The 24909-nt window shown below is 64.4% G+C and carries 24 protein-coding genes and 1 other RNA gene; 10 read left to right on the top strand and 15 right to left on the bottom strand.

Annotation, left to right across the window (positions count from 1 at the left end; all coding sequences use genetic code 11):
- Nucleotides 1-6: 6 nt before the first annotated feature.
- Complete coding sequence (gene grpE / locus AC3ITN_RS08305) at nt 7-522, bottom strand: nucleotide exchange factor GrpE (RefSeq protein ID WP_313344157.1); 516 nt, start codon at nt 520-522, stop codon at nt 7-9.
- An 82-nt stretch (nt 523-604) separates the two neighbouring features.
- Complete coding sequence (gene hrcA / locus AC3ITN_RS08300; protein WP_313344154.1) at nt 605-1672, bottom strand: heat-inducible transcriptional repressor HrcA; 1068 nt, start codon at nt 1670-1672, stop codon at nt 605-607.
- 153 nt (nt 1673-1825) lie between these two features.
- Between hrcA and recN the strand changes: the two genes are divergently transcribed.
- Nucleotides 1826-3490, top strand: a complete 1665-nt coding sequence (gene recN, locus AC3ITN_RS08295; protein ID WP_489392632.1) for a DNA repair protein RecN — start codon at nt 1826-1828, stop codon at nt 3488-3490.
- Between the two features lie 99 nt (nt 3491-3589).
- Here the strand turns inward: recN and AC3ITN_RS08290 are convergent, their stop codons facing one another.
- Nucleotides 3590-4507: a LysR family transcriptional regulator gene (locus AC3ITN_RS08290; RefSeq protein WP_489392631.1), complete on the bottom strand. Its 918-nt coding sequence runs from the start codon at nt 4505-4507 to the stop codon at nt 3590-3592.
- A gap of 96 nt (nt 4508-4603) precedes the next feature.
- On the opposite strand from AC3ITN_RS08290, the gene AC3ITN_RS08285 reads away from it, so the two are divergent.
- Nucleotides 4604-5827, top strand: coding sequence for an SGNH/GDSL hydrolase family protein (locus tag AC3ITN_RS08285; protein ID WP_489392630.1), 1224 nt, complete (start codon nt 4604-4606; stop codon nt 5825-5827).
- A 118-nt stretch (nt 5828-5945) separates the two neighbouring features.
- On the opposite strand, the gene fur is transcribed toward AC3ITN_RS08285, so the two are convergent.
- Nucleotides 5946-6362 (bottom strand): ferric iron uptake transcriptional regulator, encoded by a 417-nt coding sequence (fur, locus tag AC3ITN_RS08280; RefSeq protein WP_313344142.1) that lies wholly within the window; start codon nt 6360-6362, stop codon nt 5946-5948.
- Between the two features lie 103 nt (nt 6363-6465).
- Between fur and AC3ITN_RS08275 the strand changes: the two genes are divergently transcribed.
- Nucleotides 6466-6861, top strand: coding sequence for an outer membrane protein assembly factor BamE (locus AC3ITN_RS08275; RefSeq protein ID WP_313344139.1), 396 nt, complete (start codon nt 6466-6468; stop codon nt 6859-6861).
- A 66-nt stretch (nt 6862-6927) separates the two neighbouring features.
- On the opposite strand, the gene AC3ITN_RS08270 is transcribed toward AC3ITN_RS08275, so the two are convergent.
- Together AC3ITN_RS08270 and AC3ITN_RS08265 are read right to left on the bottom strand one after the other, a co-directional pair.
- Entirely contained in the window at nt 6928-7197 is a 270-nt protein-coding gene (locus AC3ITN_RS08270) for an RnfH family protein (protein ID WP_489392629.1), read from the bottom strand.
- A gap of 3 nt (nt 7198-7200) precedes the next feature.
- Nucleotides 7201-7629 (bottom strand): type II toxin-antitoxin system RatA family toxin, encoded by a 429-nt coding sequence (locus AC3ITN_RS08265; RefSeq protein WP_313344135.1) that lies wholly within the window; start codon nt 7627-7629, stop codon nt 7201-7203.
- A gap of 56 nt (nt 7630-7685) precedes the next feature.
- Between AC3ITN_RS08265 and smpB the strand changes: the two genes are divergently transcribed.
- Nucleotides 7686-8189, top strand: coding sequence for an SsrA-binding protein SmpB (gene smpB / locus AC3ITN_RS08260; protein ID WP_313344133.1), 504 nt, complete (start codon nt 7686-7688; stop codon nt 8187-8189).
- A 65-nt stretch (nt 8190-8254) separates the two neighbouring features.
- Here the strand turns inward: smpB and AC3ITN_RS08255 are convergent, their stop codons facing one another.
- Nucleotides 8255-9472: a hypothetical protein gene (locus AC3ITN_RS08255; protein WP_489392628.1), complete on the bottom strand. Its 1218-nt coding sequence runs from the start codon at nt 9470-9472 to the stop codon at nt 8255-8257.
- Nucleotides 9473-9690: 218 nt separating this feature from the next.
- On the opposite strand from AC3ITN_RS08255, the gene AC3ITN_RS08250 reads away from it, so the two are divergent.
- From AC3ITN_RS08250 to AC3ITN_RS08240, 3 genes are all read left to right on the top strand, one after another.
- The gene (locus AC3ITN_RS08250) at nt 9691-10047 is read left to right on the top strand and encodes a hypothetical protein (protein ID WP_313344129.1); all 357 of its coding nucleotides are present in this window, start codon (nt 9691-9693) and stop codon (nt 10045-10047) included.
- Nucleotides 10048-10160: 113 nt separating this feature from the next.
- Nucleotides 10161-10561, top strand: a transfer-messenger RNA (tmRNA) gene (gene ssrA, locus AC3ITN_RS08245).
- A 162-nt stretch (nt 10562-10723) separates the two neighbouring features.
- Nucleotides 10724-11938 (top strand): tyrosine-type recombinase/integrase, encoded by a 1215-nt coding sequence (locus tag AC3ITN_RS08240; RefSeq protein WP_489392627.1) that lies wholly within the window; start codon nt 10724-10726, stop codon nt 11936-11938.
- 223 nt (nt 11939-12161) lie between these two features.
- Here the strand turns inward: AC3ITN_RS08240 and AC3ITN_RS08235 are convergent, their stop codons facing one another.
- From AC3ITN_RS08235 to AC3ITN_RS08220, 4 genes are all read right to left on the bottom strand, one after another.
- Nucleotides 12162-12656, bottom strand: a complete 495-nt coding sequence (locus AC3ITN_RS08235) for a DUF6941 family protein (RefSeq protein ID WP_489392626.1) — start codon at nt 12654-12656, stop codon at nt 12162-12164.
- Nucleotides 12653-13072 (bottom strand): helix-turn-helix transcriptional regulator, encoded by a 420-nt coding sequence (locus tag AC3ITN_RS08230; protein ID WP_489392625.1) that lies wholly within the window; start codon nt 13070-13072, stop codon nt 12653-12655. The genes AC3ITN_RS08235 and AC3ITN_RS08230 overlap by 4 nt, the downstream gene beginning before the upstream one ends.
- A gap of 76 nt (nt 13073-13148) precedes the next feature.
- Nucleotides 13149-13547 (bottom strand): hypothetical protein, encoded by a 399-nt coding sequence (locus tag AC3ITN_RS08225; RefSeq protein WP_489392624.1) that lies wholly within the window; start codon nt 13545-13547, stop codon nt 13149-13151.
- Between the two features lie 409 nt (nt 13548-13956).
- Nucleotides 13957-14139, bottom strand: coding sequence for a hypothetical protein (locus AC3ITN_RS08220; RefSeq protein WP_489392623.1), 183 nt, complete (start codon nt 14137-14139; stop codon nt 13957-13959).
- 717 nt (nt 14140-14856) lie between these two features.
- Here AC3ITN_RS08220 and AC3ITN_RS08215 point away from each other — a divergent pair.
- From AC3ITN_RS08215 to AC3ITN_RS08205, 3 genes are all read left to right on the top strand, one after another.
- Nucleotides 14857-15522 carry an SOS response-associated peptidase gene (locus AC3ITN_RS08215; RefSeq protein ID WP_489392622.1) on the top strand — a complete coding sequence of 222 codons (666 nt, stop codon included), beginning with the start codon at nt 14857-14859 and terminating at the stop codon, nt 15520-15522.
- Between the two features lie 126 nt (nt 15523-15648).
- A complete protein-coding gene (locus tag AC3ITN_RS08210; protein WP_489392621.1) occupies nt 15649-16452 on the top strand; it encodes a DUF4145 domain-containing protein in 804 nt (267 codons plus the stop codon).
- A gap of 177 nt (nt 16453-16629) precedes the next feature.
- Entirely contained in the window at nt 16630-17859 is a 1230-nt protein-coding gene (locus tag AC3ITN_RS08205) for a hypothetical protein (RefSeq protein ID WP_489392620.1), read from the top strand.
- 252 nt (nt 17860-18111) lie between these two features.
- Here the strand turns inward: AC3ITN_RS08205 and AC3ITN_RS08200 are convergent, their stop codons facing one another.
- From AC3ITN_RS08200 to AC3ITN_RS08185, 4 genes are all read right to left on the bottom strand, one after another.
- Nucleotides 18112-19137, bottom strand: coding sequence for a hypothetical protein (locus tag AC3ITN_RS08200; RefSeq protein ID WP_489392619.1), 1026 nt, complete (start codon nt 19135-19137; stop codon nt 18112-18114).
- 783 nt (nt 19138-19920) lie between these two features.
- Complete coding sequence (locus AC3ITN_RS08195; RefSeq protein ID WP_489392618.1) at nt 19921-20307, bottom strand: hypothetical protein; 387 nt, start codon at nt 20305-20307, stop codon at nt 19921-19923.
- 3 nt (nt 20308-20310) lie between these two features.
- Complete coding sequence (locus AC3ITN_RS08190) at nt 20311-21303, bottom strand: hypothetical protein (protein ID WP_489392617.1); 993 nt, start codon at nt 21301-21303, stop codon at nt 20311-20313.
- Nucleotides 21300-24908 (bottom strand): hypothetical protein, encoded by a 3609-nt coding sequence (locus AC3ITN_RS08185; RefSeq protein WP_489392616.1) that lies wholly within the window; start codon nt 24906-24908, stop codon nt 21300-21302. Before AC3ITN_RS08185 ends, AC3ITN_RS08190 begins: the two co-directional genes overlap by 4 nt.
- Nucleotide 24909 lies beyond the last annotated feature (1 nt).

Below are 24909 nucleotides of genomic sequence, written 5' to 3'. Positions count from 1 at the left end.
TTCAGGTCAATCGCGGGCAACCACGACCAGCGCCGGGCGCAGCAGGCGACCGTTGAGCTCGTAACCCTTCTGGAACACCTGGACCACGCTGCCCGGCGCCGCGCCGGGCGCGTCGACCTGGCTGATGGCCTGGTGGTGTTCGGGATTGAAGGGCTGGCCGGTCGGGTCGAGCAGAAGCAGGCCGTTCTCGGCGGCGACCTTGAGCAGCTGCTTGTAGGTCAGCTCCAGGCCGTCGCGCAGCGGGCTGGCCTCGGCGCCAGCGGCAGTAAGGCCGGCGTCCAGGCTGTCGAACACCGGCAGCAGTTCGCCCAGCAGCTTCTCATTGGCGAAACGGCGCGCCTGCTCGACGTCGCGGGCCACGCGCTTGCGCTGGTTGTCCAGGTCGGCGCGCTCGCGCAGCGACTCGGACCGGAGCAGGGCCAGCTCGTTGTGCAGGGCGTCCAGCTGCTGCTGCAGGGAATCCCCCGGGGCGGCGTCGCCGGCCGGGCTCTGGGATGCGATATCAGGCTGATCTTGGTTCATTTCCGGATCCTTGGCGGTGACTCTCCGCCTCCACCCACCCCTATGTGGGCGGCCGGACCCGATTCAAGAGCTGGCGGCGCGTTTAGGCGCGATCCCGGGACAATCCGCCCCCGGTGGGGGCATCCAGCGCCGCCCCGAGCACCTGCGCGGTGGCCTCCACCAGCGGAATCATGCGGTCGTAGGCCATCCGCTTGGGCCCGATGACGCCCAGCACGCCCAGTACCTGGCCGCCGGCCGAATACGGCGCGGTGACCAGCGAGACGTTCTCCAGCGGCATCACGCCGGTCTCCTCGCCGATGAAGATGCGCACGCCGGGCGCCTGGATGGTGCGCTCAAGCAACTGCAGTATCTCGCGCTTGCTGGCGAACACGTCGAACAGCTCGCGCAGGCGGTCCAGGTCGGACAGGTCCTGCACCCCCATCAGCCGGGTCTGCCCGGCCAGCACCATGTCATCGGCGGGCGGGGCCATGGCCTGCTCGGCCAGTTCCACGCTGTGGGCCAGCAGCTGCTCCATTTCCGAACGGGCATCGCGCAGCTCCAGCAGCAGGCGGGCACGGATCTCGGCCAGCGGGCGGCCGGCGCAGTGGGCGTTGAGGTAGTTGGCGACCTGCTCCAGCTCGGCCGGTTCCCAGCTGCGGCGCGGCTCGATGACCCGGTTCTGCACCTCGTTGTCGGCAAACACCAGGATGGCCAGCACCCGGCGCGCGTCCAGCGCCACGAAATCGATGTGGCGGAAGGCGAACTGCTCGCGTCGTGGTGCGCCGACCACGCCGACGAAGTGACTCATCGCCGACAGCAGCTCCGACGCACTGCCCAGCAGCGCCTGGGTGCCGGCCCCGGTGGAGAGCTCGCTGCGCAGCCGGTTCAGCTCGCTTTCGCCGGGCGGCTGCATCTTGACCAGGCTGTCGACGAACACCCGGTAGCCGTGCGCGGTAGGCACGCGCCCGGCCGAGACATGCGCCGAACTGAGCAGCCCCAGGTCCTCCAGGTCGCCGAGGATGTTGCGGATGGTGGCCGGGCTGACATCCAGCCCGGCCAGCCGCGCCAGGGTCTGCGACCCGACCGGTTCGCCGTCCTGGATGTGGCGCGCGATCAGCGTCCGCAGCAGGTGGCGGGCGCGCGGAGCGAGTTGGGTCGTGGAGGGATGCATGGAATCAGCCTGTGAGACGCCACATTAGATAATGGCTGGGCCAGGCGTTGGCAAGTGAGCCCTTCACGCCGATCCGCGGCGACGGAGCGGCACATCCCGATTGGAGCTGCCCCTCGCCCATGCTAGCGTTGCGCGGCTTGAGAACCGAAGACCATGCTTAGACATCTATCGATCAAAGATTTTGCCGTTGTCCGCGCCACCGAACTGGAGTTCGGGCCGGGTATGACCGTGGTTTCGGGCGAGACCGGCGCGGGTAAGTCGCTGATGGTCGACGCGCTGGGCTTCCTGTCCGGCCTGCGCGCCGACAGCGGCGTGGTCCGCCATGGCGCCGCGCGCGCCGAACTGTCGGCCGAATTCGCCCCTACCGCCGACGCCCCCGCCCGGCGCTGGCTGCGCGAAAATGAACTGGACGACGACGAACAGTGCCAGCTGCGCCGGATCATCCGCGCCGACGGCGGCTCGCGCGCCTTCATCAATGGCCGTCCGGTCACCCTCTCCCAGCTGACCGAGCTGGCGAGCATGCTGGTCGAGATTCACGGCCAGCACGAGCAGCAGGCACTGCTCTCGCGTCCCTCCCAGCTTTCGCTGCTGGATGCATTTGCCCGTAATGACACCGAGCGCGCCCAGGTCCGCCAGACCGCGGCGCGCTGGCAGGCACTGGTCGATGAGGCCGACGCCTTGTCCCGCCAGGGCGATGTCAGCGACCGGATCGGCTACCTGGAGCATCAGCTCGGTGAGCTCCGGCGCGAGGACCTGGACCCGGCCTCGATCGCCACCCTGGGCAACAGCCACCGCCGCCAGGCCCATGCCAGCGCGCTGATCAGCGCCTGCGACGTGGCCGTTGGCCGGCTCAACGGCGACGATGAGGTGTCGGTGCTGCAGCTGCTGCAGCAGACCCGCCATGACCTGGCCCGCGTGGCCGAGCACGACGGTCGCCTGGTGGAGGTCGATGCCCTGCTGGACAGCGCCGCCATCCAGCTGGACGAGGCACTGTCGCTGCTGGACCGGGTCCATGACGACCTGGATGCCGACCCGGAGCAGTTCGAGGACATCGAGCGCCGGCTGGGTCGCCTGCACGATCTCGCCCGCAAGCACCGGGTGCCGATGGAGGCCCTGGGCGAACACCGCGATGCAATGGACGCCGAAGTCGAGCAGCTGCGCGGCGCCGATGAGCGCCTGCAGGCCTTGGCGGGCGAGATCGACCGCGCCGCCGGCCAATGGAAGACCGTGGCCGAGGTACTCAGCGCCAGTCGCCGGAAGGCGGCCAAGGCGTTGTCGGACACCACCACCACCCTGATCGGTGAGCTGGGCATGGGCGGCGGTCAATTCCTGATCGATATCGAACCGCAGGCGGTGGTCAAGCCGGACCCGAATGGCGCCGAGCGGGTCGAGTTCCTGGTCGCCGCCAATGCCGGGCAGCCGCCACGCGCCTTGCGCAAGGTGGCCTCCGGTGGCGAACTGTCGCGCATTTCGCTGGCCATCGAGGTTGCCGCGCTGGGCCTGGACGCCGTGCCGACCATGGTCTTCGATGAGGTCGATTCCGGCATCGGCGGCGCCGTCGCCGACATCGTCGGCCAGACGCTGCGTGCGCTGGGCGAGAAGCGCCAGGTGCTGTGCGTCACCCACCTTCCGCAGGTGGCGTCCAAGGGGCACGCGCACTACCGGGTCAGCAAGGCACCGGTGGACGGCATGACCCAGAGCGCGGTGGAGAAGTTGGACCCCCGTGCCCGCGAGGAAGAACTGGCGCGGATGCTGGGCGGCGTGGAAGTCAGCAAGGAAGCCCGCGCAGCGGCGCGCAAGCTGCTGCAGGAGTCATAGCGCCACGCCACGCGTGGCTGTACCTGGCGGCGTACCCACCCAGGGTGGGTACCTGCCTACGGCGGGTGCCTGCCAACCTTGCACACCCACCGATGGCGGTCACGCCAGCGGCCGGGCCAGATCCACGTGTTCCACCAGGAAATCCAACAGCGCGCGCACCCGCAACGGCAGGGGGCCGCCCTGCCCCACGAACACCGCGTGCACCTCCTCCAGATCGCCTGGATTGGCCTGCTCCAGCACGGGCAGCAATCGCCCCGCCGCCACATCGGCCTGGACCTGGAAGGCGGCCAGACGCGCCATGCCGACCCCGCCAAGCACCAACCGGCGCAGCCCTTCACCGTCGCTGGCGCGTGCATTGCCCTGAATCGGCACCACCCGCCGCTCGCCGTTGACCTGCAGCGGCCAGCCGGTCTGCGTGCGCGCATGCCCGATATCCAGCCGGTTGTGCGCCAGCAGCGCATCGGCGTCCTGCGGCAGACCCTGCCGGGCGGCATACGCCGGCGCCGCCACGATCATCATCCGGCTGGCGCCCAGGCGGCGTGCCACCAGGCTGGAATTCTTCAACGGCCCGGCGCGCACGGCCACGTCGGTACGCTGTTCAAGAAGGTCGATCACCTCGTCGGTGAGCACCAGGTCGACCCCCACCTGCGGGTGCCGGGCCAGGAACTGCGGCAGCAACGGCAGCAGGAAGTGGTGCCCGAACGGGACATTGGCATTCACCCGCAACCGCCCGCGGGGTTCGTCGTGGGCGGCGGCGCAGCGTTCCGCCTCGTCCAGGTCGGCCAGCACGCGCAGCCCGCGCTCATAGAACGTGCAACCTTCCGGGGTGAGCTGCAGCTGACGGGTGGAGCGTTGCAGCAACCGCGTTCCCAGGCGCTGTTCGAGCCTGGCCACCAGCTTGCTGACCGCCGAGGGACTCATGTCCAGCGCGCGCGCCGCCGCCGAGAAGCTCCCGGCTTCAATGACGCGGACGAAGATTTCCAGCTGGCCGGAGCGGTTGATGTCAGGCGACGACATTGGATGAATCCAGTTCACAGATGATTGTCCGCAGGCAGTCTAGTTCACAGATCAAGCGCCGCGCACGATGGCGATCCCCTTCCCCCGGATCTCCCCATGAACCGACTCACCCGCCTTGCCACCGTCGCCCTGCTCACCCTGTCCGTCGTCGCGCCCACGGCCGCCGCCGTGCCCCCGCACTGGGTCGCCAGCTGGCAGGCCAGCCCGCAGCCGGTCTGGGAAGACGCCTTCCTGTTTCCGAGCGGCATCCCCCAGGTGCTGGACGACCAGACCTTTCGCCAGACCGCGCGGATCAGCCTGGGCGGCCCGCGCCTGCGGGTGCGCCTGAGCAATGCCTACGGCACCGCGCCACTGCGGATCGGTGCGGCCAGCGTGGCCGGCGATGGCGGTACGACGGCCCTGGCGCTGTCCTTCGACGGGGAGTCAGGCACGGTGATCGGACCGGGGCAGGAACGCCTGAGCGATCCACTCGCCCTGCCCACCCGCGACCTGCAGGCCGTGCAGGTCGACGTCCATGTGCCGGCGCGCACGCCGCTTCAGACCTTCCATTGGGACGGGCGCCAGACCAGCGCGATCGCGCCGGGCAACCAGACTGGAGCCGTCGCGCTGCGCGGCAGCAGCTCCACCACCGCGCGGCTGTTCCTGTCCGGGATCGACGTCGAGGCCCCGGCAACCGCACGCAGCGTGGTGGTCATCGGCGATTCGATCACCGACGGCGCCACCGCCAGCCTCGATCGGGACCAGCGCTGGACCGACCACTTGGCCGCGCGGCTGGCCCCCCACGGCGTGGCCGTGGTCAATGCCGGCATCTCCGGCGCTCGCCTGCTGCGCGATGGCATGGGCGCGTCGGCGCTCGCGCGCTTCCAGCGCGACGTGCTGGATCAACCCGGCGTGGCCAGCGTGGTGGTGCTGATCGGCATCAACGACATCAGCTGGCCGGGGACAGCCTTCGCCCGAGGGGAGGCGCGCCCGTCGCTGACCGAGCTGGAGGATGGCTATCGGCGACTGGTGGAGCGCGCCCACGCGCATGGGGTGCGGATCGTCGCTGCGACCCTGCCCCCCGTCGCCGGTGCCCTGCCGGGCACGCCGCTGGACGACTACTACCAGCCCGGGAAGGACGCCCTGCGCCGCCAGGTCAATGCATGGCTGCGCGAGGGCAGCCCGTTCGATGCGGTGATCGATCTGGATGCCGCACTGCGCGATCCGGCCGACCCGTCCCGCCTGGCGCCGGCGTTCGACTCCGGCGACCACCTGCACCCCGGCGATGCCGGCAACGCGGCGATGGCCGAGGCGGCGGAGCGTACGGTGCTGGGGAAATGAAAAACCCCGGCGGGGCCGGGGTTTCCTGTATCAATGCCGTCCTCACCAACGGTCAGGTCCTGCATCGTATCAATCACGTCCTGACCAACGGTCAGGACCTACCGTAACGGCGATACCGTTACTTGCGCTTCTTGCGCACGTAGAGCACCAGCGAGTGCTCTTCCAGCTCGTAGCCGTGATCCGCCGCGATCTTGCGCTGCAGCTCCTCGATCTCGTGGCTTTCGAACTCGATGATCTTGCCGGAATCGACATCGACCATGTGGTCGTGGTGACCGCCACGGTCGAGTTCGTAGACGGCCTGGCCGCCTTCGAAGTTGTGCTTGAGCACCAGGCCGGCCGCCTCGAACTGGGTCAGCACCCGGTACACGGTGGCCAGGCCGATCTCGTCACCATGCTCGAGGAGCTGGCGGTAGATGTCTTCGGCGGTCATGTGGTGCTGGTGGTGCTCGGCATTGCGCTGCTCGAGCAGGGCAAGGATCCGCATCCGCGGATGGGTCACCTTCAGGCCGACTTTACGCAGGTCGTGGGTTTCCATAGTTCTCCGTTCATTGGCGATTTAGCGCCAGCTGCCTCGGATTGGGTCGCGGCGACACGGCAGGAGTGTATCATCGACTCGATTTCCCCAAACGCCATTCCCGATGCGCAATCTCCTGCTGGTCGCCGCCGTTGCCCTGTCCACCACGGGCTGCGGCATCATCTATAAGCAACCCATCTACCAGGGCAACCTGGTCCGGGAGCAGGCCGTCGGTCAGCTGCAGGTGGGCCAAAGCAAGCAGCAGGTCAACGCCCTGCTCGGCACCCCCTCCATTGACGACCCGTTCCATGCCCAGCGCTGGGACTACACCGCCAGCGAGCGGGTGAACCGCCTCGGCACCACCGAGGTGAAGAACTTCACGGTCTTCTTCGACAACGACCTGGTCACGCGCTGGGAAGGCGAGTTCTTCCCGAACCGTGATGCGGCGCTGGCCAAGGACACGGTGCGCCAGTTCGGCCGCAACCTGCCCAAGGACAAGAAGAAGCAGCGCGGCCGGTAACGGGCAGCCTACCGCCTGGTCATTGATTGACCGGGCGCGTGGCGACGCGTTCATCGTTGCTGCGCTTCAGCGTGACTGGGGCGCGGCGCGAGCGCGTCGGCGGCGGTTGTCCTTCGGGTCGGCCAGCAGCGGACGCAGCAGCTCGATCCGGTCACCGTCCCTGAGCGGCTGGTCGGGCTTCGCCACTACACCGTGTACGGCGACGGCCGGGCAGTCCTGTGCCCCATCGATGGCGGCCATGGCAACGGCCTCGCCTACGGTCGCTCCATCGGCCAACGCCAGCCGCCGTGACAGCGCGCGGTCGGCCCAGGCCAGCACTACCTCGACCCGGATCACCGCTCAGTCCTGGGCGTCGGCGACGCGGACGAAGTCGTTCACCATGCGATCGGCCAGCCCCTGGAAGCCCAGCGCCAGAGCCGGTCCCAGCAGGCGCGAGGTGGGCTCGAACTCCAGGGTGAGGGTCACCTTGCAGGCGTCCTCGGCCAGTGCGTGGAACTCCCAGCGGCCATGCAGCCGCTTGAAAGGCCCGTCGCGCAGCTGCATGTCGATGTGATTCGGGCGCTGCAGGGTGTTTTCGGTCATGAACCAGGTCGAAAACGAACCCAGCCCCAGGTCCAGCCGCGCAAGCAGGCGGTCCGGACCGGACTCGAGGATCTGCGCAGCCGAGCACCACCGGAAGCGGCGCGGGTAGGCATCAATATCATTGACCAGGTCGAACATGCGGGCAGCCGAATGTTCGACCAGGGCACTACGTCGGATAGTTGGCATGCGAAGGCTTGGCTGGCGAATCGACCACGGGGGCCCGAATCGGAGACAATAGGTAAATGAGCAAGAACAGCGGCAAGGATAAAGCAAAGAACGCGACGGCCAACAAGACCATCGCGCTCAACAAGCGTGCGCGGTACGAATACTCCCTCGAGGACCGGTTCGAAGCCGGCCTGGCCCTGCAGGGCTGGGAGGTCAAGTCGATCCGCGCCGGGCGCGGCAACATCATCGACGCCTACGCCTACGTCAAGGACGGCGAGATCTTCCTGATCGGCGCCCAGATCACCCCGCTGATCCAGGCCTCCACCCACGTGGTGGCCCACGACCGGCGTGATCGCAAGCTGCTCCTGCATCGCAGCGAGATCGACAAGCTGATCGGCAAGGTGCAGCGCGACGGTTACACCATCGTGCCCACGGCGATGTACTGGAGCAAGAACAAGATCAAGCTCGAAGTCGCCCTGGCCAAGGGCAAGCAGACCCACGACAAGCGCGATGCCGAGAAGGACCGCGACTGGGCGCGCGAGAAGTCGCGCACCATGCGCCGCCACAACCGCGACGCCTGAGCGAAGGGCCGGCCCAATGCCGGCCCTTTCTCCCTCCAGCGCCGGGCCCTGCCCGGTCGCGGCCGCTAAAGACCCACGAACCGCTTCAGCCGGACCAGGTCCTTGTCATGCACGGTCAGTGCATCCAGGAAGAGATTGGCCATTGCCCGGGCCTGGCGACGCTCGCTGCTGGCCTCCATGAGCCGCCAGGCGGTCTTGACCACCCCGGCCGGGAAGCGCCCCTCCGGTGCCTCCACCACCCGGTGCACGCCCGACGTCAGCCAGCCGGACACCTTTTCTGCCCAGGTGCCGTTCAACCCCGCGAACACCTTCCGGTCGGCGGTTTCCTTGGTCTTGCTGATACTGAACGGCGCGGTCGCGTCCGGACCCTCCGGCAGCGGCACCCAGGAATCCGACCTTCCCAGGTGCATCGAACTGGGCGCATAGCCATTGGCATGCAGGAACGTGCTGCAGCCAAAGCACGATGACAGCTTGTGGGTCTTCGCCCCCAGCGCCAGCTCGAACGGCCGGCCCTTCGGGAAATCGCAGCGCACTTCGGCCACCGCCCAGACCATGCCATGGCAGTAGCCGCACACCTCGCCCTGCCCGTCCCAACGGCTGATCAGCTCGGTCGGCTCGATCGATCCCGCCTGCTTCGGCGCCTGCCGGGCGGTGCCAGCGCGACGCGGATCGTCGTAGCCGATCAGCCCATGGCATGCCACCTGGCGATCCCAGCGCCCGCCCTCGCTGGCGTAGGGAATCAGCCGGCGCGTGGAGCTGATCACCTTCGGCACGACGTTGTCGGCGGCATCGACGATGCCGTAATAGGCCCCGAACTCTTCGTCGATGCCGGCGAATGCGCCAGGCACGGGGGGTGGCTCCGGGCGCATCAGCGTGTGGGTGTCGAGCAGCGTGCGGATATGGGCAGCGACGTTCGGCGACCACTCGATCGGCTGTCGCGCCTCGTCCGAGGCCTGCTGGCTGAGGGGGCGCGCGGTCGCCGCGATGGCCACCTGCGACACCCGCCCATCGTCGTACTGCGGACTGCGCCCGGCCTCGATACGCGGCGACTCCACGCCGGTGAGGTCCTGCAGCCTGCCCAGCACCTGTTGCAGCTCCTTGACGTGCGCCGCGGTGACCGCAGCGTCGCCCGACTCCAGGTCCCAGCGCAGTACCACGCCGTCCTGCAGCGCATCGCGCATCAATCCCAGGAACACGCAACCGAAGATCACGTCCGATTCCAGCTGCGCCTGCCGCGCGTCCACCTCACCCAGGCCCAGGGGCCGTCCATCGATGATGCCCATGCTCGTTCTCCGCCAGTGGAAGGAGCGGCGGCGGCGCCTGCTCAGGGGGGGCAAACGCCGCCGCCGCATCGCGCCGCCGGTGGCAGCAACGACACGGCCAGCATCGATCCACGCGGCGGGCGCGGTTTGGCCGCAGGTTGCGCTGGCTTGTCGAAGTTTCCCGCCGCAGCCCCACAAGTGTCAGAATCCCCGCCTATTACCCAGTACTGGAGCGTTGCGTGACACAGGAAATCCCCCAGGAGACGGTCGTGACCGCGGACCCGATGGCCGAGCTCCAGGCCGATGTCGCCGCGTACGAGTCGATTTTCGCCGAGCTGACCCGCGCGATGGACCCGGCCGCCCTGCTCAAGGTGCTGACCTATACGCAGCGCAACGCCAAGCGCGACGCGTCCGAGAACCAGACCTACGACACGCTGGAGCACCGGCGCCTGGTCGCCCTGGTGGACGCGCTGACGGCCCAGGTCCAGCCCGAAGCCCGCAAGCAGGCCATGACCCAGCGCAACGCGCAGAACCACGACCGCAAGGTGCGGGCCAAGCACCAGGCCGACAGCAAGCGCCAGCGCGAAGGCAGGTAGGTCCATTCAGGGTCGCTGCACGCTTCAGGTGACTGTTCAGCTGAACTGGAGTAGCATCGGCCCCGTCAAGTAGCGTCTGGTTCGCCAGGCGTCTTGCGGTTCTTGAAGAAACCGGGGGTGCATTGGTTTCGACGGGGGTTGTGAAGTTACTTGGTGCATGCCGAGGGGGCAGCTTTCCTCGTTAATCCAGCAGCAAACTTTTAGTTGCCAACGACGACAACTACGGTTCGGACTTCCGCCTCGCCGCCTAAACAGCAGCAAGTGCGTTAAGTTCTACAGCCGCCTAAGGCGAACCCCCGAACCTACTTGTGCCCGTGCTCGTAGATGTAGGGTCATTATCACGGAACCGGCTGTGATGGCTGCCTGTCAGTCACGGCTTAACTAAAGCAGGCTGGTCCTGGGGTGCGCTTTGCACACCGTGCTGCCACAGGGCGAGATTCAACGGTGAGCTAAGCATGTAGTACCGGGGATGGAGTGCCTTCGGACGGCGGTTCAATTCCGCCCACCTCCACCATTAGACGGTCCCACAAGGACCACAGAAAGCCGGAACCTCCCGTCAAACAAGGGGTTCCGGCTTTTTTGTTGTCCAGGGTTGTCCGGGCTGTTCCGTTGCAGCCTATGAGACGCTGGGGGTATATCTAGGGGTATCCACCCTGCTCGAAACCTCGATACCCCCATGCCTCTGACCGACGCTGCCATTCGTCGCGCCAAGCCTGCCGACAAGCCCCAGAAGCTTGCTGACGGCGGCGGCCTGTTCCTCTTTATCACCGTCGCCGGCGCCAAGAGCTGGCGCTGGAAGTACCGCGTCGCCGGCAAGGAGAAGCTGCTGACCCTCGGCCTGTACCCCGACGTGGGCCTGGCCAAGGCGCGGGAGGCCCGGGAAGATGCTCGGCGGCTCCTCGCCAGCGGCGTAGACCCTGGCGAGCAGCGAAAGGCCGCGGCTGCCGCGAAGGCCGCCGACCTGGTCGAGAGCTTCGAGGTCATCGCGCGCGAGTGGCTGGCCAGTCGGCCGTGGGTGCCGGGATACCAGAAGAAGGTAGCCGCCTGGTTCGAGAAGGACGTTTTCCCCTTGCTGGGCTCACGGCGCGCCGCAGATCTCAAGGCGTCGGACTTCCTGCAGGTCGCCCGCCGGATGGAGGCCCGCGACGCCTTCGAGTCCGCCCATCGGATCATGCAGAACTGCGGCCAGGTCATGCGATACGCAGCGGCTACCGACCGGGCAGAACGGAATCCAGTCGCCGACCTGCGTGGCGCCCTCATCCCCCCGCCTGAAAAGAATCATGCCGCAGTGGTGGACCCGGTACAGCTGGGTGGCCTACTGCGCGCCCTGCATGCCTATCACGGGACACCAGTGGTCCAAGCCGCCCTCAAGCTGGCACCGATGGTGTTCGTCCGCCCGGGAGAGCTGCGGCAGGCGGAGTGGACGGAGGTCGATCTGGACGCAGGGCTGTGGAGCATCCCGGCATCGCGCATGAAGATGCGACAGGCGCACATCGTCCCACTGGCGACGCAGGCTGTGGCGGTGCTTCGCGAGCTGCACGGCTGGACTGGGCAAGGGCACTACGTCTTTCCGGGCGGGCGCAGCGACAAGCGGCCCATGTCGGAGGTAGCCGTGTTGGCCGCGCTGCGCGTCATGGGGTTCGACAAGACCACCGTCACCGGTCACGGGTTCCGCGCAACCGCGCGCACCCTGCTGGACGAGGTCTTGGGCTTCCGGCCCGACATCATCGAGCACCAGCTGGCCCATGCGGTCAAAGATCCGAACGGCAGGGCCTACAACCGCACCACACATCTGGTGGAGCGCACGCGCATGATGCAGGAATGGGCGGACTACCTGGACCAACTACGAGCCGGCGACGTCGTGGCGCTGCGACCGGGCCAGGCTGCCTGATCGTCTCTGAAGGGCGCCAGCCGGTTCGCGATGCCGTCGAACGGGGCAGCCTCGGCGCGGAGCGTAGCCGTGCCGCACCTCAGCACCGCTACGCACTAGCGGCCGCTACGGCCCAAGTCCATCCGTCACCAGGCCGGGCAATAGTGACAAAGGAGTGCGCGCCCGTCGGAAGTCCTTAGTGTCAGCAAGCGACCCCAATTCACGTAGCACGCAGGTCCAAAATCTAGTCGGTGACCTTTTTACGTTTCTGGCGCAGTTTAGTCTCAGGGATAACGCCCGTTACGGATAAGCCAGCGCTTGTACTAACAACCTTAAGAGACAACCCCTTAAGCAGCTGCCCGTCAGCCAGCGCGCGCACCCTGAGTGCAACGGGCGCCTCTATAGTCACTGGCGACATCACGAAGTTAATCGCAAGCGTGTGTTGCGTATCCTTTATCGGATCGATGGCCGCATCCGAAACTCTTTTCATTTCAGCAAGGGCAACGTGAGGCACCTCTGCGGCGGCAATTTCCTCATCCCCTTTTAGCACCACTACTCGCAGTTTTTCAAACAATCCATCACGTGAAGAGACCTTCACTACTGCGCACAGTTTGGACAGAGTGACAGGAAAGCTAGGGACTACCATCTCCGGTCCATAGCATCCTATCAACGACATCTTTCCATCAACTTCGTGTCGAATGTCGTCACAGAAGTAGCCACTCAGCGACCTTGCTTTCACGATGCCATTCCTTTTTCAAATGCGTCGTCGATTGTGTTCATGTCCAATCCGAACACCTCTGCGAGCTTCCTCATAGTGGTGCGTACGGGCTCGGCTCGACCGCTCTCTAGGCGAGCGATATGCGGCTGACTCGTCCTAAGTTTTTCAGCCAAGTCCGTTTGGGACAACCCGTGCTGAAGACGCAGCGCCTTCAGAGTCACCTCACCGCCGCTCTTTTCCCGGACGCGACCTGACAGGCGGCCACGCGCAGCCCTGATCTCGTCTCCGAAACCGTCCATCTCTAGTTCCGTAACGAAGTCGCTCAAACTCGAAGTCTTCGGAGGGCACAAATCCTCTTTAACCACCGAAGCAATAAACGCGATGTTGGTGACCGCAACAGAGCCCGGCATCCCGACGGTGCGAGTCGGGTACGACACTTCGGAGGCGGGCTCCACCTTCGCTTGTGTAGCCCCCCCAAGGAGCGTCGTGGAGAACGTTATTGGCGTGGCGGAGCTAGACGAGCTCGTCGTAGCTTGCCAGTACTCGCTGGACACGAGGATCGCTGAGGTTGTCATAGTCAAAGCTCGATCGCAGAAATATTCCAAGCACCACGTACATGTGCTTGGCGGGCAGAAAAGCATAAATAAAACGGTATTTCAGACCGTCTTCTTCCAGGTCGAGGTTCTTCAGACGCCAGAGGTTGCGCCCCTTGTTCCATTGGCGCTGCCAACGAGACACGCTGATCTTCAGAATCCATTCCGGATTGCACGAGTCTTCAAATCCATGCTGAGAGAGTCGGTCAAGGAGGTCTTGGTCGCCATGGAACTCTTGTAGGAAAACCACCAAGTCCGCCGCCGTTTTCGGGTCCGCCAGCCGGATCCCCTTGAGGTCGCTCTTGGCCTCATCATGCACGTATAGAGCATACTTTATACCGCTCACGGTATAAAAGCCATGTGCAGCCGTTCAGGCTCACTTCTGTCTTCCGGGCCCATCCCTGCCCCCCCTGTCGCGTAGCTTCCGTGGATCACCGGAACTTAACAGACTGATGGCTAGCGCGCTACTGGCACCAAATGGGAGAACAGGAATCGGGCTGAGAAGCCGACCGTCTGGGCCTCCCCGACTAGTTGGCGACTATGAACTGGCCAGCCGGGTAGCCAAGGAGCTAGCGAGACGATGGGGCCGGAGTAGCGCGGGCCCGCATGAGAGCATCAAAACTGGCTGCCGGCTTTCAGCTGCTTGATCCGCTGATCCACCTCAGCTCGGACCAGGTTGGTGGCGCTCCGCCCACAGCTCGGCGCCGGCCAGCCCTGCTCGCAGCGCCTCAGGTCTTCTCCCACCACTTGCTGCGCCCCCTGCCCTTCCGCCTGGCCGACTCCTTGAGCGAGGCAGCCCGCTTCTCTTCAGGCGTGCGGGCGTCGCGCAGGAACAAATGCCCGACGCTCGGGACCATCTTCGTGGGATCGGGGCGATCCGGGGCTGGCTTGGGTTTGTTGGAGGTGTCCATGCCCTCACCGTACTGTCCGGTCGGCTCAGGGGCTGCGACGGCGGCGCTCACCGTCCGCATCGCGGACCCGCAAGGCCTCAGGGCGAATCTATTACCGCCCGAGCGCCTGCGGATCCGCGCCGCGTCCAGCTGGAGCCCACCCACGCTGGGTGGCGTCTCCCCCGTTGATGTCGCAAGGATTGCGCAGAGGCAGCGCTTTCTAAGAGGTCAATTATGAATCAGGGACGCGGCTGCGCAGATGCTTCCGTCTGGTTCTGGAAATGAAGTCCACCACCACGAGCGCCCTCGCCCACGGTCGGCCCGGTACGCACCAGAGCCCTCCGAGGCCCTCCCGAAGATCCCACTCTGGGCCTTCCAAGGTGCAGTCGCGGTCCGGTTCTATCTGCCCCGCACGATGAATGGCATCCGCCATTGCTTCTGCCGGGGATGGGAACCAACGGAATCCCAGAGCGCAAATCGCGACCGGTTGATCACCAGTCCCCGGATACGCAGGCAACATCCGGCGCTGCCTTTGAGTGGCATCTCTTAATGCCTGACTGCGAAACCCGGGCTGCTGTTGCCAGCGTTCAAGAACTGCTCGTTCTATGCACTGCATGCTTCCATCCCAACTGTGCAAGTGGTGGATGGATGTCTCCCCCGAGACTGAGGAAAAAATTGCGCCTCCCCCGGTGAAGGCAGCGCGAAGGCCTGAAGAGACACCCCGCGTATGGTCACCCAATGTGCGGCCGATTCGTCCAGACCCCTATCCGAGACGCTGCCAGCCTGGGCTTCCCCCAACTGGTGGGCGATCTGCTGTCCCTGCCCGCCAGTTACAACTTGGCACCGACCCAGCGTGCATCCGTGGTGCTGGATCGCGGTGAGGGCCTGCAGGTGCAGCGGCTGGCCTGGGGCCTGTTGCCCTTCTGGGCCAAGGCCAAGAAGCTACAGGGCTCTACGATCAACGCGCGCATCGAGACGGTGGCCACCAAGCCAGCGTTCCGGTCAGCCTTCAAGAAGCATCGGTGCCTGATCCCCATGGCCGGGTACTACGAGTGGTCGGTCAACGCCGAGGATCAGAAGAAGGATCCGTGGTTCATCCACGCAGCCGCGCCGCTGTGGGCCGCCGGCCTGTGGGAAGACACCAGCCCCCTACTCGCCCCGGACAACCTGGGCACCTTCACCGTGATCACCGGTGACAGCAGCGGCGTCTCGGCCGATATCCATGACCGGATGCCGGTGTGGCTCCCACCTGGCCAGGCCGAAGAGTGGATGAAGGCGGACGCTGATGACGCCATGGCGATGCTGCTGGCCAGCGAACCACCGCACATGGAGGCCTATCGCGTTAGCCGCGCGGTAAACACGCCGCGTAACAACACCGAATCGCTGCTCACGCCAGTCCAATGAACCTTAAGTATCCGGGGCCCCGGCTACGCCAGTGAAGATATGCTCCGCCTGCGTAGAGCGCTGTGTACCAACAGTGCCTTCGCGTGTCATCCCTGCCACTTCGATCCAAACCTATCAGAGGGAAGTATGACCGCTTACGTATCTCCGTCTATCAATGAAACGGGATTCAATTGCCCCCATTGTGGCGTCCTAACTTCCCAGGAGTGGTACAAGCTCTACGCTGCCGACATAGACACCGAATCACGTCTACCACTCACGCCTGACGCGGAGTGGACATCGCGGCTCACGAACGACTTGGACTTTCCAGAAGAAACTAAGCGCTCTCTGACTAGCTGGGCCGAAAAGATGCAGAGCGGACTCGTGTTCTTTGAGGAATTTCGAGACGGGAAGTATGTACGCATTGAAGCTAACAACATCTGGCTAAGCAGCTGCTACAACTGCAGGAAGATCGCAGTATGGATACATGATCAGTTAGCGTTTCCAGCGGCACGAGAGGCAGACGCCCCGAATCAAGATATGCCCGAAGAGGTGATAAGGGACTTCGAGGAGGCACGAACGATCGTCGGACGATCCCCACGCGGAGCCGCAGCACTGCTCAGACTTTGCATTCAGAAGTTGTGCAAAGCGCTCGGCGAGAAGGGGGCCAATATTGACGCAGACATCGCGTCACTAGTGAAGAAGGGGCTCAATCCGCTCGTGCAGCGATCACTAGATGTGGTACGCGTAGTTGGCAACGACTCAGTCCACCCCGGCACGATGGATTTGCATGATGACCGCGACACTGCACTGAAGTTGTTCAAGCTAGTCAACCTCATCGCAGAGCAGATGATCACCATTCCCAAGTCAATCGACTCTTTGTATCAATCGCTACCGGAGCAAAAGCTCAAAGCCATCGCGCGGCGAGATGGCGAATCGCCTGGGTGCGCCTAGTGCGGCGGCACCGCATAGAGCCGCGCGCCAGCTGCGTCGATGCTGAGGGCACGGAAGCCAGCAGACGGAGCGAAAACGAACCGCATTGCTGGGCTAGACTCAGCTTACGAAGGGCTCGCCAGCATATTCCTGCCTGAGGGGCCCGGTCCGATCCTACGAAAAGTGCGCGAGAGTTATATGGCCTTTAAATGGAAGCCGGGTTCAAATCCCAAGCCAGTGATTGAGTCAATCTTGGAGTCGGCCAGCTTCTACGATGGAACTGCCAGCATCCGGGATATAGGCATCCATTCCGACATTGCAGTTCTCGCCTCCATGCTGGATGGCGCACAGGCAGATGACGGAATCAACAGCGTGGACACGCTCTGGGATGCCCTCATGTCGCCAGGTGCTGAACGGACCCCAGAATCCATCATTTCTTACTTCAACAAGTCAAAAATTGCCCAGAAAAGAGAAGGTCAAAGCGTCTTTACGGTGGTCACCACCATCTCCACAGCGACCTCATGGTTGCCCAAAAGTCTCAGCTTGGGTGGTATGAAGATCAGCTTTCACAAAGGGTTGCCGAGTCGATTCCTCAAACACAGGAATGAGACCGCCGCCGAACATATTAAGTTCGGCAATATACATGATGACCGCGAGGACTATTGCTTCGTCAAGATTGATGTTAGCTCGGTAAACGCCTCAGCCGCATACTCTCTCGCAAAGCGTGAGCTAGATTTGTTCCGCGGCATTATTTGCCTCCTATCCAACCCCGGCATTGAGATTACCGTGACCGGCTCGGAGCACAAGCCGATCAACGTGCTGCGAACTGGGAGTTTTCACACTGTTCATAAGTCCGATGGATCAGCTGCAGCAGACGTTGTATGGTACGAGCCGAACTACAGACCCAAGCGAGTATTCGAGCCTCGCGATCCCGTCAGACTACTGAGGGCGGCTCGCCAAATCCTAAGGCTGCTACGCGCAAAGCCCTACAAAGGTCGCCTTGAGAACGCCATTATCCGGATCGCCGAAGCGTTTGATGAGGCGGATCCCGACACTGCATTTATCAAGAGTTGGTCAGCACTTGAATCTATCCTTACGGACAAGCAGGCTGACTACCCACTTCTTATCAGGAGGTGCGTATTCCTCTATCGAGATCGCGTCTATCACGAGGCCGTACTTAAGCAGCTAGCCGACCACCGCAACGCAAGCGTACATCGAGTCTCCGACGGAACTCTGTCCAGGACGTTTTGCTTTCTTGTGCAAGGATATTTCTCGCGGGCACTCATCTTTCATCTCCACCACCAACGAGACTTCTCCAACTTCGAAGAGGCGCTTGCGTTCTTGGCGGGGCCGTTCTCATCACACGAACTGGAAAAGGTGATCCTGCGAGCGAGACGTGCAAAGCGCTTCATAGGCCCGGAAGCTTGATCGCTCGCCCGGGCCACTTGATGGAAGCTCTACACATCCAGCTCAATCAACGGCAAATTTGGGGCCACCTCGACGACTCGGCCGCCACGGACCCACACATTGTATGGAATTGTTCCACCCAAGATTCCCATTGCCCGCACTTCCGCGCCATCGTAATTGGTCAGGCTACTGGTTCCATCAGCGTTATGCGCGGTTACCGTTGCCAAGAGGGCCGGGCTACCAGCGATCAATCCGCTGAACTCGTCCCACAGTTCAGTCCGCATCGGTGTAGTGCCTCTCCAAAGTGATGGTCTGCTCGACGACAATCGCACCGTCGCCCGCCCTTGCTTCCGTGCGCACGGCCGTACAGAGACCGTGCCACGTACCCTCCCCGCCAACTACCTCCACCAAGTCCAGCGGGAGCACTCTCCCCGCCTCGCCCGGCTTCACTGGACTGCTGAACAGCGGAATCACCAGGTCGATTGATGCTTGCTCGCCACGGTCCGACAGAATATTCCGTCCGCGCTCGGCGCCGGCTGCGGAGGTGTTGATCAGTGGACTACTGACCTGGGGTGCAAACAACTCTCCCGCCTCTCCGCTTCGGCGAACCTTACAGGTCACACCCTTCCCTGCCAGCTCCCCGGTAACCACAACCGCGTCGTAGAGCGGCGCACTACGCACCTGCAGACTCTCATTGGTGACGATGTCCTCATGGATTAGGTGCGTCGGCGTGCGCTCTTTCCAGTGCCATGGGCTCTCTGGGTAGCGGGCCCGAATGCGCAGCAGTGGATCGGCGGGGTCGGACTGCACCACTCCGCCGCTGGCTTCGGCGAGGCGACTTATGGCTTCCAGTGGAGGCGTGGCGTCATAGAACCACGCACCCGCAGGGACCACCCAGTCCACCGTGTCGTAGGAAGCGGAGAAGCCGGTGTCAGCCAGTTCCTCGTCGACCAGCTGAGCGACCGTTCTGTCCTCAGTCGTGACCTTGACCCTCGCCGGCGCATAGGGCGCGGCCAACAGCGCGGTGCGCGACCGACCCGCAAGGCTGATCCCACTGCTGGCCCACTCCCGACGACTGCTATAGCTCTCGACCAGCGCCGTCCAAACGTACCCGTTGAGGGTGACCTCCACTTGGCGCGGCCCGGCCGCAGAGGGCTTCAGGAGAGTCAGCTGGGCAACGTCGGCCAGCTCGAAGTCGAAGGTCGAACCCCAAGCATCGCAGCTAGAACTGATCGCAACCGATGACACTTCGATGGGAGTGCGGTCCGGAAGGCGGACCACAGAGATACTGTTGATCACAACGTACGTCCTTTGATGAGGGCGGACCACGTAGCACGCTGCCACACCCAGATTGAGAGGGGCCACGCCTCGCACACCCGGCGCCAGGCAGGATAGGTTCAGTCCCACCCGGTCACCTGGAAGGCGCGGCGGATCCGGATTCGGCTCCGGTGGTTTGACTGGCGGCCGAACGATCCATGGCAGCGGTTTAGCCAACCCCCAAGGCAGATCGCGTTTCCCCGCCCACCGCCCCGGCAGCTGCCAGCGGAGGGCGTGAGCTTGGTGCGAGCGGCTGGGTACACCCCAGCGCATGCCCAGTTCCTGAGCAACGGCAGGTAAGGATCCATAAGGCAGCTGCCAGGCTGCGTCCACCCGCTCGCTGGCCCGCCAGCGCAGGGAGACGCCCCGGCGCTCCCGCCCAAGGCCGATCCAGCCGATGGCCTGGCTAGCTCGCGTTGCTTGCATCGACGCCGACCACGTCAGCGTGATATTGGCGGCCGCAGCGTCGGCCATAGACCACGGCAGCGATGTGACCGCGCCTACGCCCCCCTGCTGTTGGCCCCAGGCAAGCGACGCGCTATTGCGGGAACGGTCTGCTTGTTGCCAGCGAGCCGTGCACAGGCGCCCCAGCCTCGCGGTGCCTTTCCACCTCATCTGTGCCGAGCTGCGCAGCGCCTCCACGGTCGAGACCGGCGGATCCACCTCCGCCCACTCCACGCCAAGGTTCAAGCTGATGCGCACGCCCGTCCCGAGCGAGAGCGGGCCGAGGTTCAACGGGACACGGGGACCTTCGACCACCACGCGCTACTCCTCCACGGCCGGGCGCACCCAGTCCTGGACAGCTGCGTTCTGCTTGCCCGAATCGTCGTAGCCAATCACGGTCAGCAACAGGTCTGGATGCAGCCGGTCAACTCGCCACGTGCCATCGGGCTTACTGAGCACGCTGGCGATGCAGTTGGTGGTGCCGCGATCGAAGACAATGATCCGCCCCTGGGCAGGCTGATTCAGGATGCGGAAGCGGCCATCGACCTCACCAGGCTCTGAACTCGAGGGCGCCTCACCGGCGAGGAACCCCCTACCCGCGTATGCCTGTGCACTGGAAACGAGCGCGCCAAAGCATACTCCAGTACCCAACGGCGCCCACTTGACTGGCGAGGCGCGGAACCCGAATCGGATCGCAGCGAGGCTCATGCGTCACCACGCATTGGCGATGTCGATCAGCACCTGACCGTGGTACGAATCGCTATAGCCGGTCGTATCGACGATGTACCCCTTCGCCAGCAACTGGGTACCAGCTGGCAGACCACCAATGTCGCTGACTACGGTCATCTCCGGGAACGGGCGACGATGGATCGGCGCGTAGAGCCCCGGAAGGAAGCCGCGAGGTGCATAGGCGCCTTCGAACACCACGACGGGCGCGTAGAGCAGTCCGTTGTTGGCTGCATAAGGATAGGGGGGATAGATCGTCGCATTACCGAACGAGCCAGCGCTGTACATGCCGTCTGCGGAGACGCCGCATCGTACAGCTCCTGGAATCGCCGCCGTATTGCGCCCGATGAAGCACGCGGTGGCTGTGTCAGCAGTGATGCTGTTGCTCCAGCCGCTCTGACCTTTGAGCGCATACCCAATGCTGCTCGACAGCTCATTGTCTGAGCCTTTGTAGGACACCACGTAGTGGTGCCTGTCGCCGGGCTTCATCGACGTAATGTCACCTGCGTAATGCGGATGCATCGCCCCACCGCCGTATTGCGCGAACTGCCCGGACGTGTCAACGAACAGGTAGAAGAATCGCTCATTTCCAACAGCAACCCATGCCCTGCCCTCAGACGTTGCCGTCGATGACTTGTCCCAACGTGAGCCCGTGGGCTTGAGCGAAGTCGCCGGGGCAGGATCGGTACCGGTATCGATATCCGACATCGTGGCGAAGCCACGCAGCAACCCTGAACGCTGGGCCGTATCATCGAGCCGCAGGAAGAAGCCGGTTCCGACGATGGAATTGTTGCGGAAGACACGGACGTTCGAGCCCGTGAATGCCCGGGTCCAGCCCATGCCAGGCTTCTGGTTGGCACCGGTACCGTAGCCGTCCACCAGCAGCGCGTCGAGCAGCATGGCCAGCGCGCCAGGCTGGCCGGAAATCATGGGCGCGCCCGGGTCGGTGCTCTTGTAGACGGTTGGAATCAAGCTCATGCGTTATCTCCAGAAATGTTGCCCACTACCATGAAACGGGTGGAATCGACGATCCCTTCGGGTGCGCCAGGAAGCGTGGTGCGCACCATCCAGACCGGGGCCAAGCCGCCAACGGTGTTGAAGCGCACCGCGTTGTTGGTAGCCCAGCCGGTGCCCCAGCCTTGGCGGTGAATCGTGAAGTAGGGCCGGTTGGTTCTTGGATTGAGGGGCGCGCAATCCGCGCTGATGCTGCCGGTGGTGATCACGCCCACGGTTTCGCCGATCACCTCGAACTGAGTTGCATTGGTAAACCGGATTGCCCAGCGCTCGGTGATGGTGTCGCTGTTGGCAACGACCAGAGGGAAGTCGGTGTCGTTGTAAGTGCCCGGCGCGGCGCTCCCCACCAGCTGGTCGGACCAGGTGTTTGCCCACGTCGCTTGGTCGAACAGGTTGACCACGCGGGCCTGCAGGTCCAGGGAGCCATTTGCCTCACCCAGGCGCAGGGCCGTGCTGATCAGCGCCTCCCCAGCCGGGTAGTCGTGGGTCAGTCCAGTGTTGATCTCGATTTCACCGGTAATCTGGGGCTGAACCACCAGCCTGCGGTCTTCCACCCGGTCCGCCACCACGATTGGCAGCTGGTAGGCCGAAAGGTTCAGCGGATCGCTGAAGGTCAACCTCCCCTGCTGCAGGTCGTACGTGTACCAGGCGCTGTCCACCGGGGCGCCGGCAGCATCCACCACCTCCACAGCAGCCACGCGGGTGCGCCCGAATGGCACCACCTGGTTGGCCTGCGGCGCGGCAACTGCGTGCTTGGCAGTGTGGTGAATCAGGACCGTCTGACCCGACTTGAAGGCCGGAACCCGCCCGTCTGCCGGCAAGCGGACCGACTCCAGGCCGATAACCACGGCTGAAAGCGGGATGGAACGGAACACCACTGCGCCAATGAAGATCGTGCCCGGCAGTACAAGGGTGGGCTTCCAGACCTGGTCGCCGACCACCGCAGCCGGATCGAACCATGGCGCGCCCTCGTTGCCGGCCGCCGTCACGAGCTGTCCGAAGGCGACCTTCGCCACCCCTGTTTCCCAGTCAATCTTGCCAGCAACCTGCGGTCCGGTGATGTTGCCATTGATGTCGGCCGTGGCCGTCAGCTGGGTACCGTCGACCACCACCGCCCGAAGCGTGAACACACCTGGGCGCAACGGCGAACCTGGCGCGCGGAAGTACACCCCGGCCACTCCGTGATCGGCGATGCGCGTGAGCAACGATTGAACCGTCACGGTATTGGAGCCCCCGGGCACCCACTGGGTAAGGGTCACTGCGCCGGCGGCGTAGTCGATGGTACCTCCGTAGATCCCGCCACCGGATACGGGGTCGATGTTGTAGTACAGCCCGCCGTTGCGGTCCACGTACGTCCGGCCCTTGTAGGTGAAGCGGACGCTTCCCGGCACGATGCTGTCGCTGATGGTGGGGGTCAGCAGCAGCTGCACCGGCGGCAGGGCCAGAGACTCGCTGGACGTGGTTTGCGCAGCCCCTGCGATCATCCAGCCCAGTGAGATGATCGTGCCGGCCGAAAACTGCGCCGGCACATCAGCGCGGTGATACCCGATGATCCGGAGTTCGTCGCGTCCGGTTACAACCTGATACAGGGGCATGGAGACTTCATGGACGGTGAACTTGCCCGCCTGCAAGTTGATCGCGCCGGTGGTGTAATTGATCGAGCCAAGCGTGGTCGCAAACGCCTGGCCGCCGATACTCACACCGACCACGTTGCCCTGCCCGTCATCCTTGGCCGTCACGCGCATGACCTGGGGGTTGCTGGGCATTCCAGCCTCATCCTTGGCCACGGAAATCAGCCAGTCCAGACGCAGGCTGCCTGCGCGCACGGGGCCCTCCGGAAGCGCGAACGCCACAACACCTGCTCCATCCGGTACCGGCTGCGCCGTGGCGGAAAGGGCTTGGCCATAGTCGTACTCGCACGCAAGCTGACTATCGGCGTCAGGCAACGACACCGGACGGATCATCACCTCGCCGGTGGCGTAGGCGATGGAGCCTCGGATGACACCACCAATCAGCAGACCACCAGCACCGTCGTCCACCACCGGCACGTTCGAGCTGCCCACGCGCAGAGTGAACGTGGCCGAGCCCGGCACGACGCCGGAGTTGCCCAACATGAAATGCAGCGCGGGCGGCTCGATGGCCACATCGCCCGTCCGGGCCTCTGCCAGCACAGGAGTTCCCCAACTGGGGATCACACTGCTGTCGAGGTCCGGCAGGGCCCCGGTGGTCAGGACCACCGCGCCGGTAGCGTAGTTGACCGAGCCGCTGCCCTGCCCAGGCTTGCCAACGAGCTGACCCTGGCCGTTGTCCTGCAGACGGATCCACTTGCCCAGAGCACGGTAGTCCACCACCACGGTGCCTGCCGCCGGCAGTGGGGTCAGCTGGAAGAGCCAGTTGTAGCCTTGGTTGTTCTGAGTGACAGTGATCTCATCCGAGAATCCCTGCGCGACGATCGCACCGGCTGGCCGAGCGGTAACGTTGACGCTCGCAAAACCAATGGTGTTGGCGCTGATCAGGGTGATCGAGCCGGACTGATAGTCGACCGAGCCGGACCAGGTAGACGCGCTGGCCGACGTAAGGGCGCCCGCGCCGTCGTCGGAAAGCTCGACGCTGCCCGCCAGAACCTTGACCGATCCCAGCACCATTGGCGTGCCCAGGAACCGGGTTACTGGAGTGCCTGCCGGGAAGTTGGTGCTGTAGCTCAGCGCCAGGGCGCCGGCAGGCCCGGCTGGCACGTAGCTAATCGTTCCAAGCCCTGCCAGTACATCACTCACCGGGGTCTCGGCGGTGGAGGTCGGCACGATGGTCACGTACGGAGTGTCCACCTGAACCGACAGATCGCCCGGTTTGGCAGCCGCAGTGAGGCGCTTGACGCTGTGGTAGCTGGTGGCCTCCACCACGTTGGTCTCATAGATGCGCGTCGGCGGCTTGATGCTGGTGAGGCGCGTGGCCTCCTGACCGGAGAAGTCGTACAGCAGCGCGGTCACCGTTTCGATGATAATCACGTCGCGCTCAAACGCGCCGAGGTCGTCGTAGAAGGTTCGAGCTGAGCGCGAGAGCACGCTCTTGACCCGCACATACTGCTCATTCGGGGTGTAGCCCGCAGCAGTCACGAATAAGCACAGGTTGTCGTTGATGTCTGGGCTTGGCGCATCCTTCATGCAGTAGAACTGCAAGGCCTGCTGCCCAATGAAATGGTTGCTCAGTAGCACGTAGCGCGATTCGACCCCGCGCGTGATGTAGCTCTCCACGCGGTTCCGCGCGTCACTGCGCACGTCACTGTAGCTGCCCGTGGCGAACATGCTGACCTGCACCTTCGGATCTGTCGGCGGGTCCAACAGCACGCCGATGGCATCCTTGAGCACGTCCGTGCCGGGGGTATCCACGTGCACGAACATCTTGCGCAGAGTGGCGCGGCCGGTAGTGCGCTCTTCATCACCGATGTCGGGGAACAGGTTGTTCATCTGTCCGTCCACGATCTCGGCCTGCACCATACGCCCGCCACCGTCGGGGTTGTCGGTAAGGCGCTGTGACTGGCGCATCTTGATATCTGTAGCGGAAATCGTCATC

Source organism: Stenotrophomonas sp. KH_036_B (genome assembly GCF_057839485.1).
This window is presented reverse-complemented; position numbering and strand designations above follow the sequence as displayed.

Excerpts from the sequence above, each read along its gene's own strand:
- recN (WP_489392632.1), top strand. The coding sequence starts at position 1,826 with ATGCTTAGACATCTATCGATCAAAGATTTTGCCGTTGTCCGCGCCACC.
- AC3ITN_RS08255 (WP_489392628.1), bottom strand. The coding sequence starts at position 9,472 with ATGGGCATCATCGATGGACGGCCCCTGGGCCTGGGTGAGGTGGACGCG.
- fur (WP_313344142.1), bottom strand. The coding sequence starts at position 6,362 with ATGGAAACCCACGACCTGCGTAAAGTCGGCCTGAAGGTGACCCATCCG.
- AC3ITN_RS08215 (WP_489392622.1), top strand. The coding sequence starts at position 14,857 with ATGTGCGGCCGATTCGTCCAGACCCCTATCCGAGACGCTGCCAGCCTG.
- AC3ITN_RS08190 (WP_489392617.1), bottom strand. The coding sequence starts at position 21,303 with ATGAGCTTGATTCCAACCGTCTACAAGAGCACCGACCCGGGCGCGCCC.
- AC3ITN_RS08220 (WP_489392623.1), bottom strand. The coding sequence starts at position 14,139 with ATGGACACCTCCAACAAACCCAAGCCAGCCCCGGATCGCCCCGATCCC.
- grpE (WP_313344157.1), bottom strand. The coding sequence starts at position 522 with ATGAACCAAGATCAGCCTGATATCGCATCCCAGAGCCCGGCCGGCGAC.
- hrcA (WP_313344154.1), bottom strand. The coding sequence starts at position 1,672 with ATGCATCCCTCCACGACCCAACTCGCTCCGCGCGCCCGCCACCTGCTG.
- smpB (WP_313344133.1), top strand. The coding sequence starts at position 7,686 with ATGAGCAAGAACAGCGGCAAGGATAAAGCAAAGAACGCGACGGCCAAC.
- AC3ITN_RS08275 (WP_313344139.1), top strand. The coding sequence starts at position 6,466 with ATGCGCAATCTCCTGCTGGTCGCCGCCGTTGCCCTGTCCACCACGGGC.
- AC3ITN_RS08195 (WP_489392618.1), bottom strand. The coding sequence starts at position 20,307 with ATGAGCCTCGCTGCGATCCGATTCGGGTTCCGCGCCTCGCCAGTCAAG.
- AC3ITN_RS08205 (WP_489392620.1), top strand. The coding sequence starts at position 16,630 with ATGGCCTTTAAATGGAAGCCGGGTTCAAATCCCAAGCCAGTGATTGAG.
- AC3ITN_RS08265 (WP_313344135.1), bottom strand. The coding sequence starts at position 7,629 with ATGCCAACTATCCGACGTAGTGCCCTGGTCGAACATTCGGCTGCCCGC.
- AC3ITN_RS08285 (WP_489392630.1), top strand. The coding sequence starts at position 4,604 with ATGAACCGACTCACCCGCCTTGCCACCGTCGCCCTGCTCACCCTGTCC.
- AC3ITN_RS08185 (WP_489392616.1), bottom strand. The coding sequence starts at position 24,908 with ATGACGATTTCCGCTACAGATATCAAGATGCGCCAGTCACAGCGCCTT.
- AC3ITN_RS08290 (WP_489392631.1), bottom strand. The coding sequence starts at position 4,507 with ATGTCGTCGCCTGACATCAACCGCTCCGGCCAGCTGGAAATCTTCGTC.
- AC3ITN_RS08210 (WP_489392621.1), top strand. The coding sequence starts at position 15,649 with ATGACCGCTTACGTATCTCCGTCTATCAATGAAACGGGATTCAATTGC.
- AC3ITN_RS08240 (WP_489392627.1), top strand. The coding sequence starts at position 10,724 with ATGCCTCTGACCGACGCTGCCATTCGTCGCGCCAAGCCTGCCGACAAG.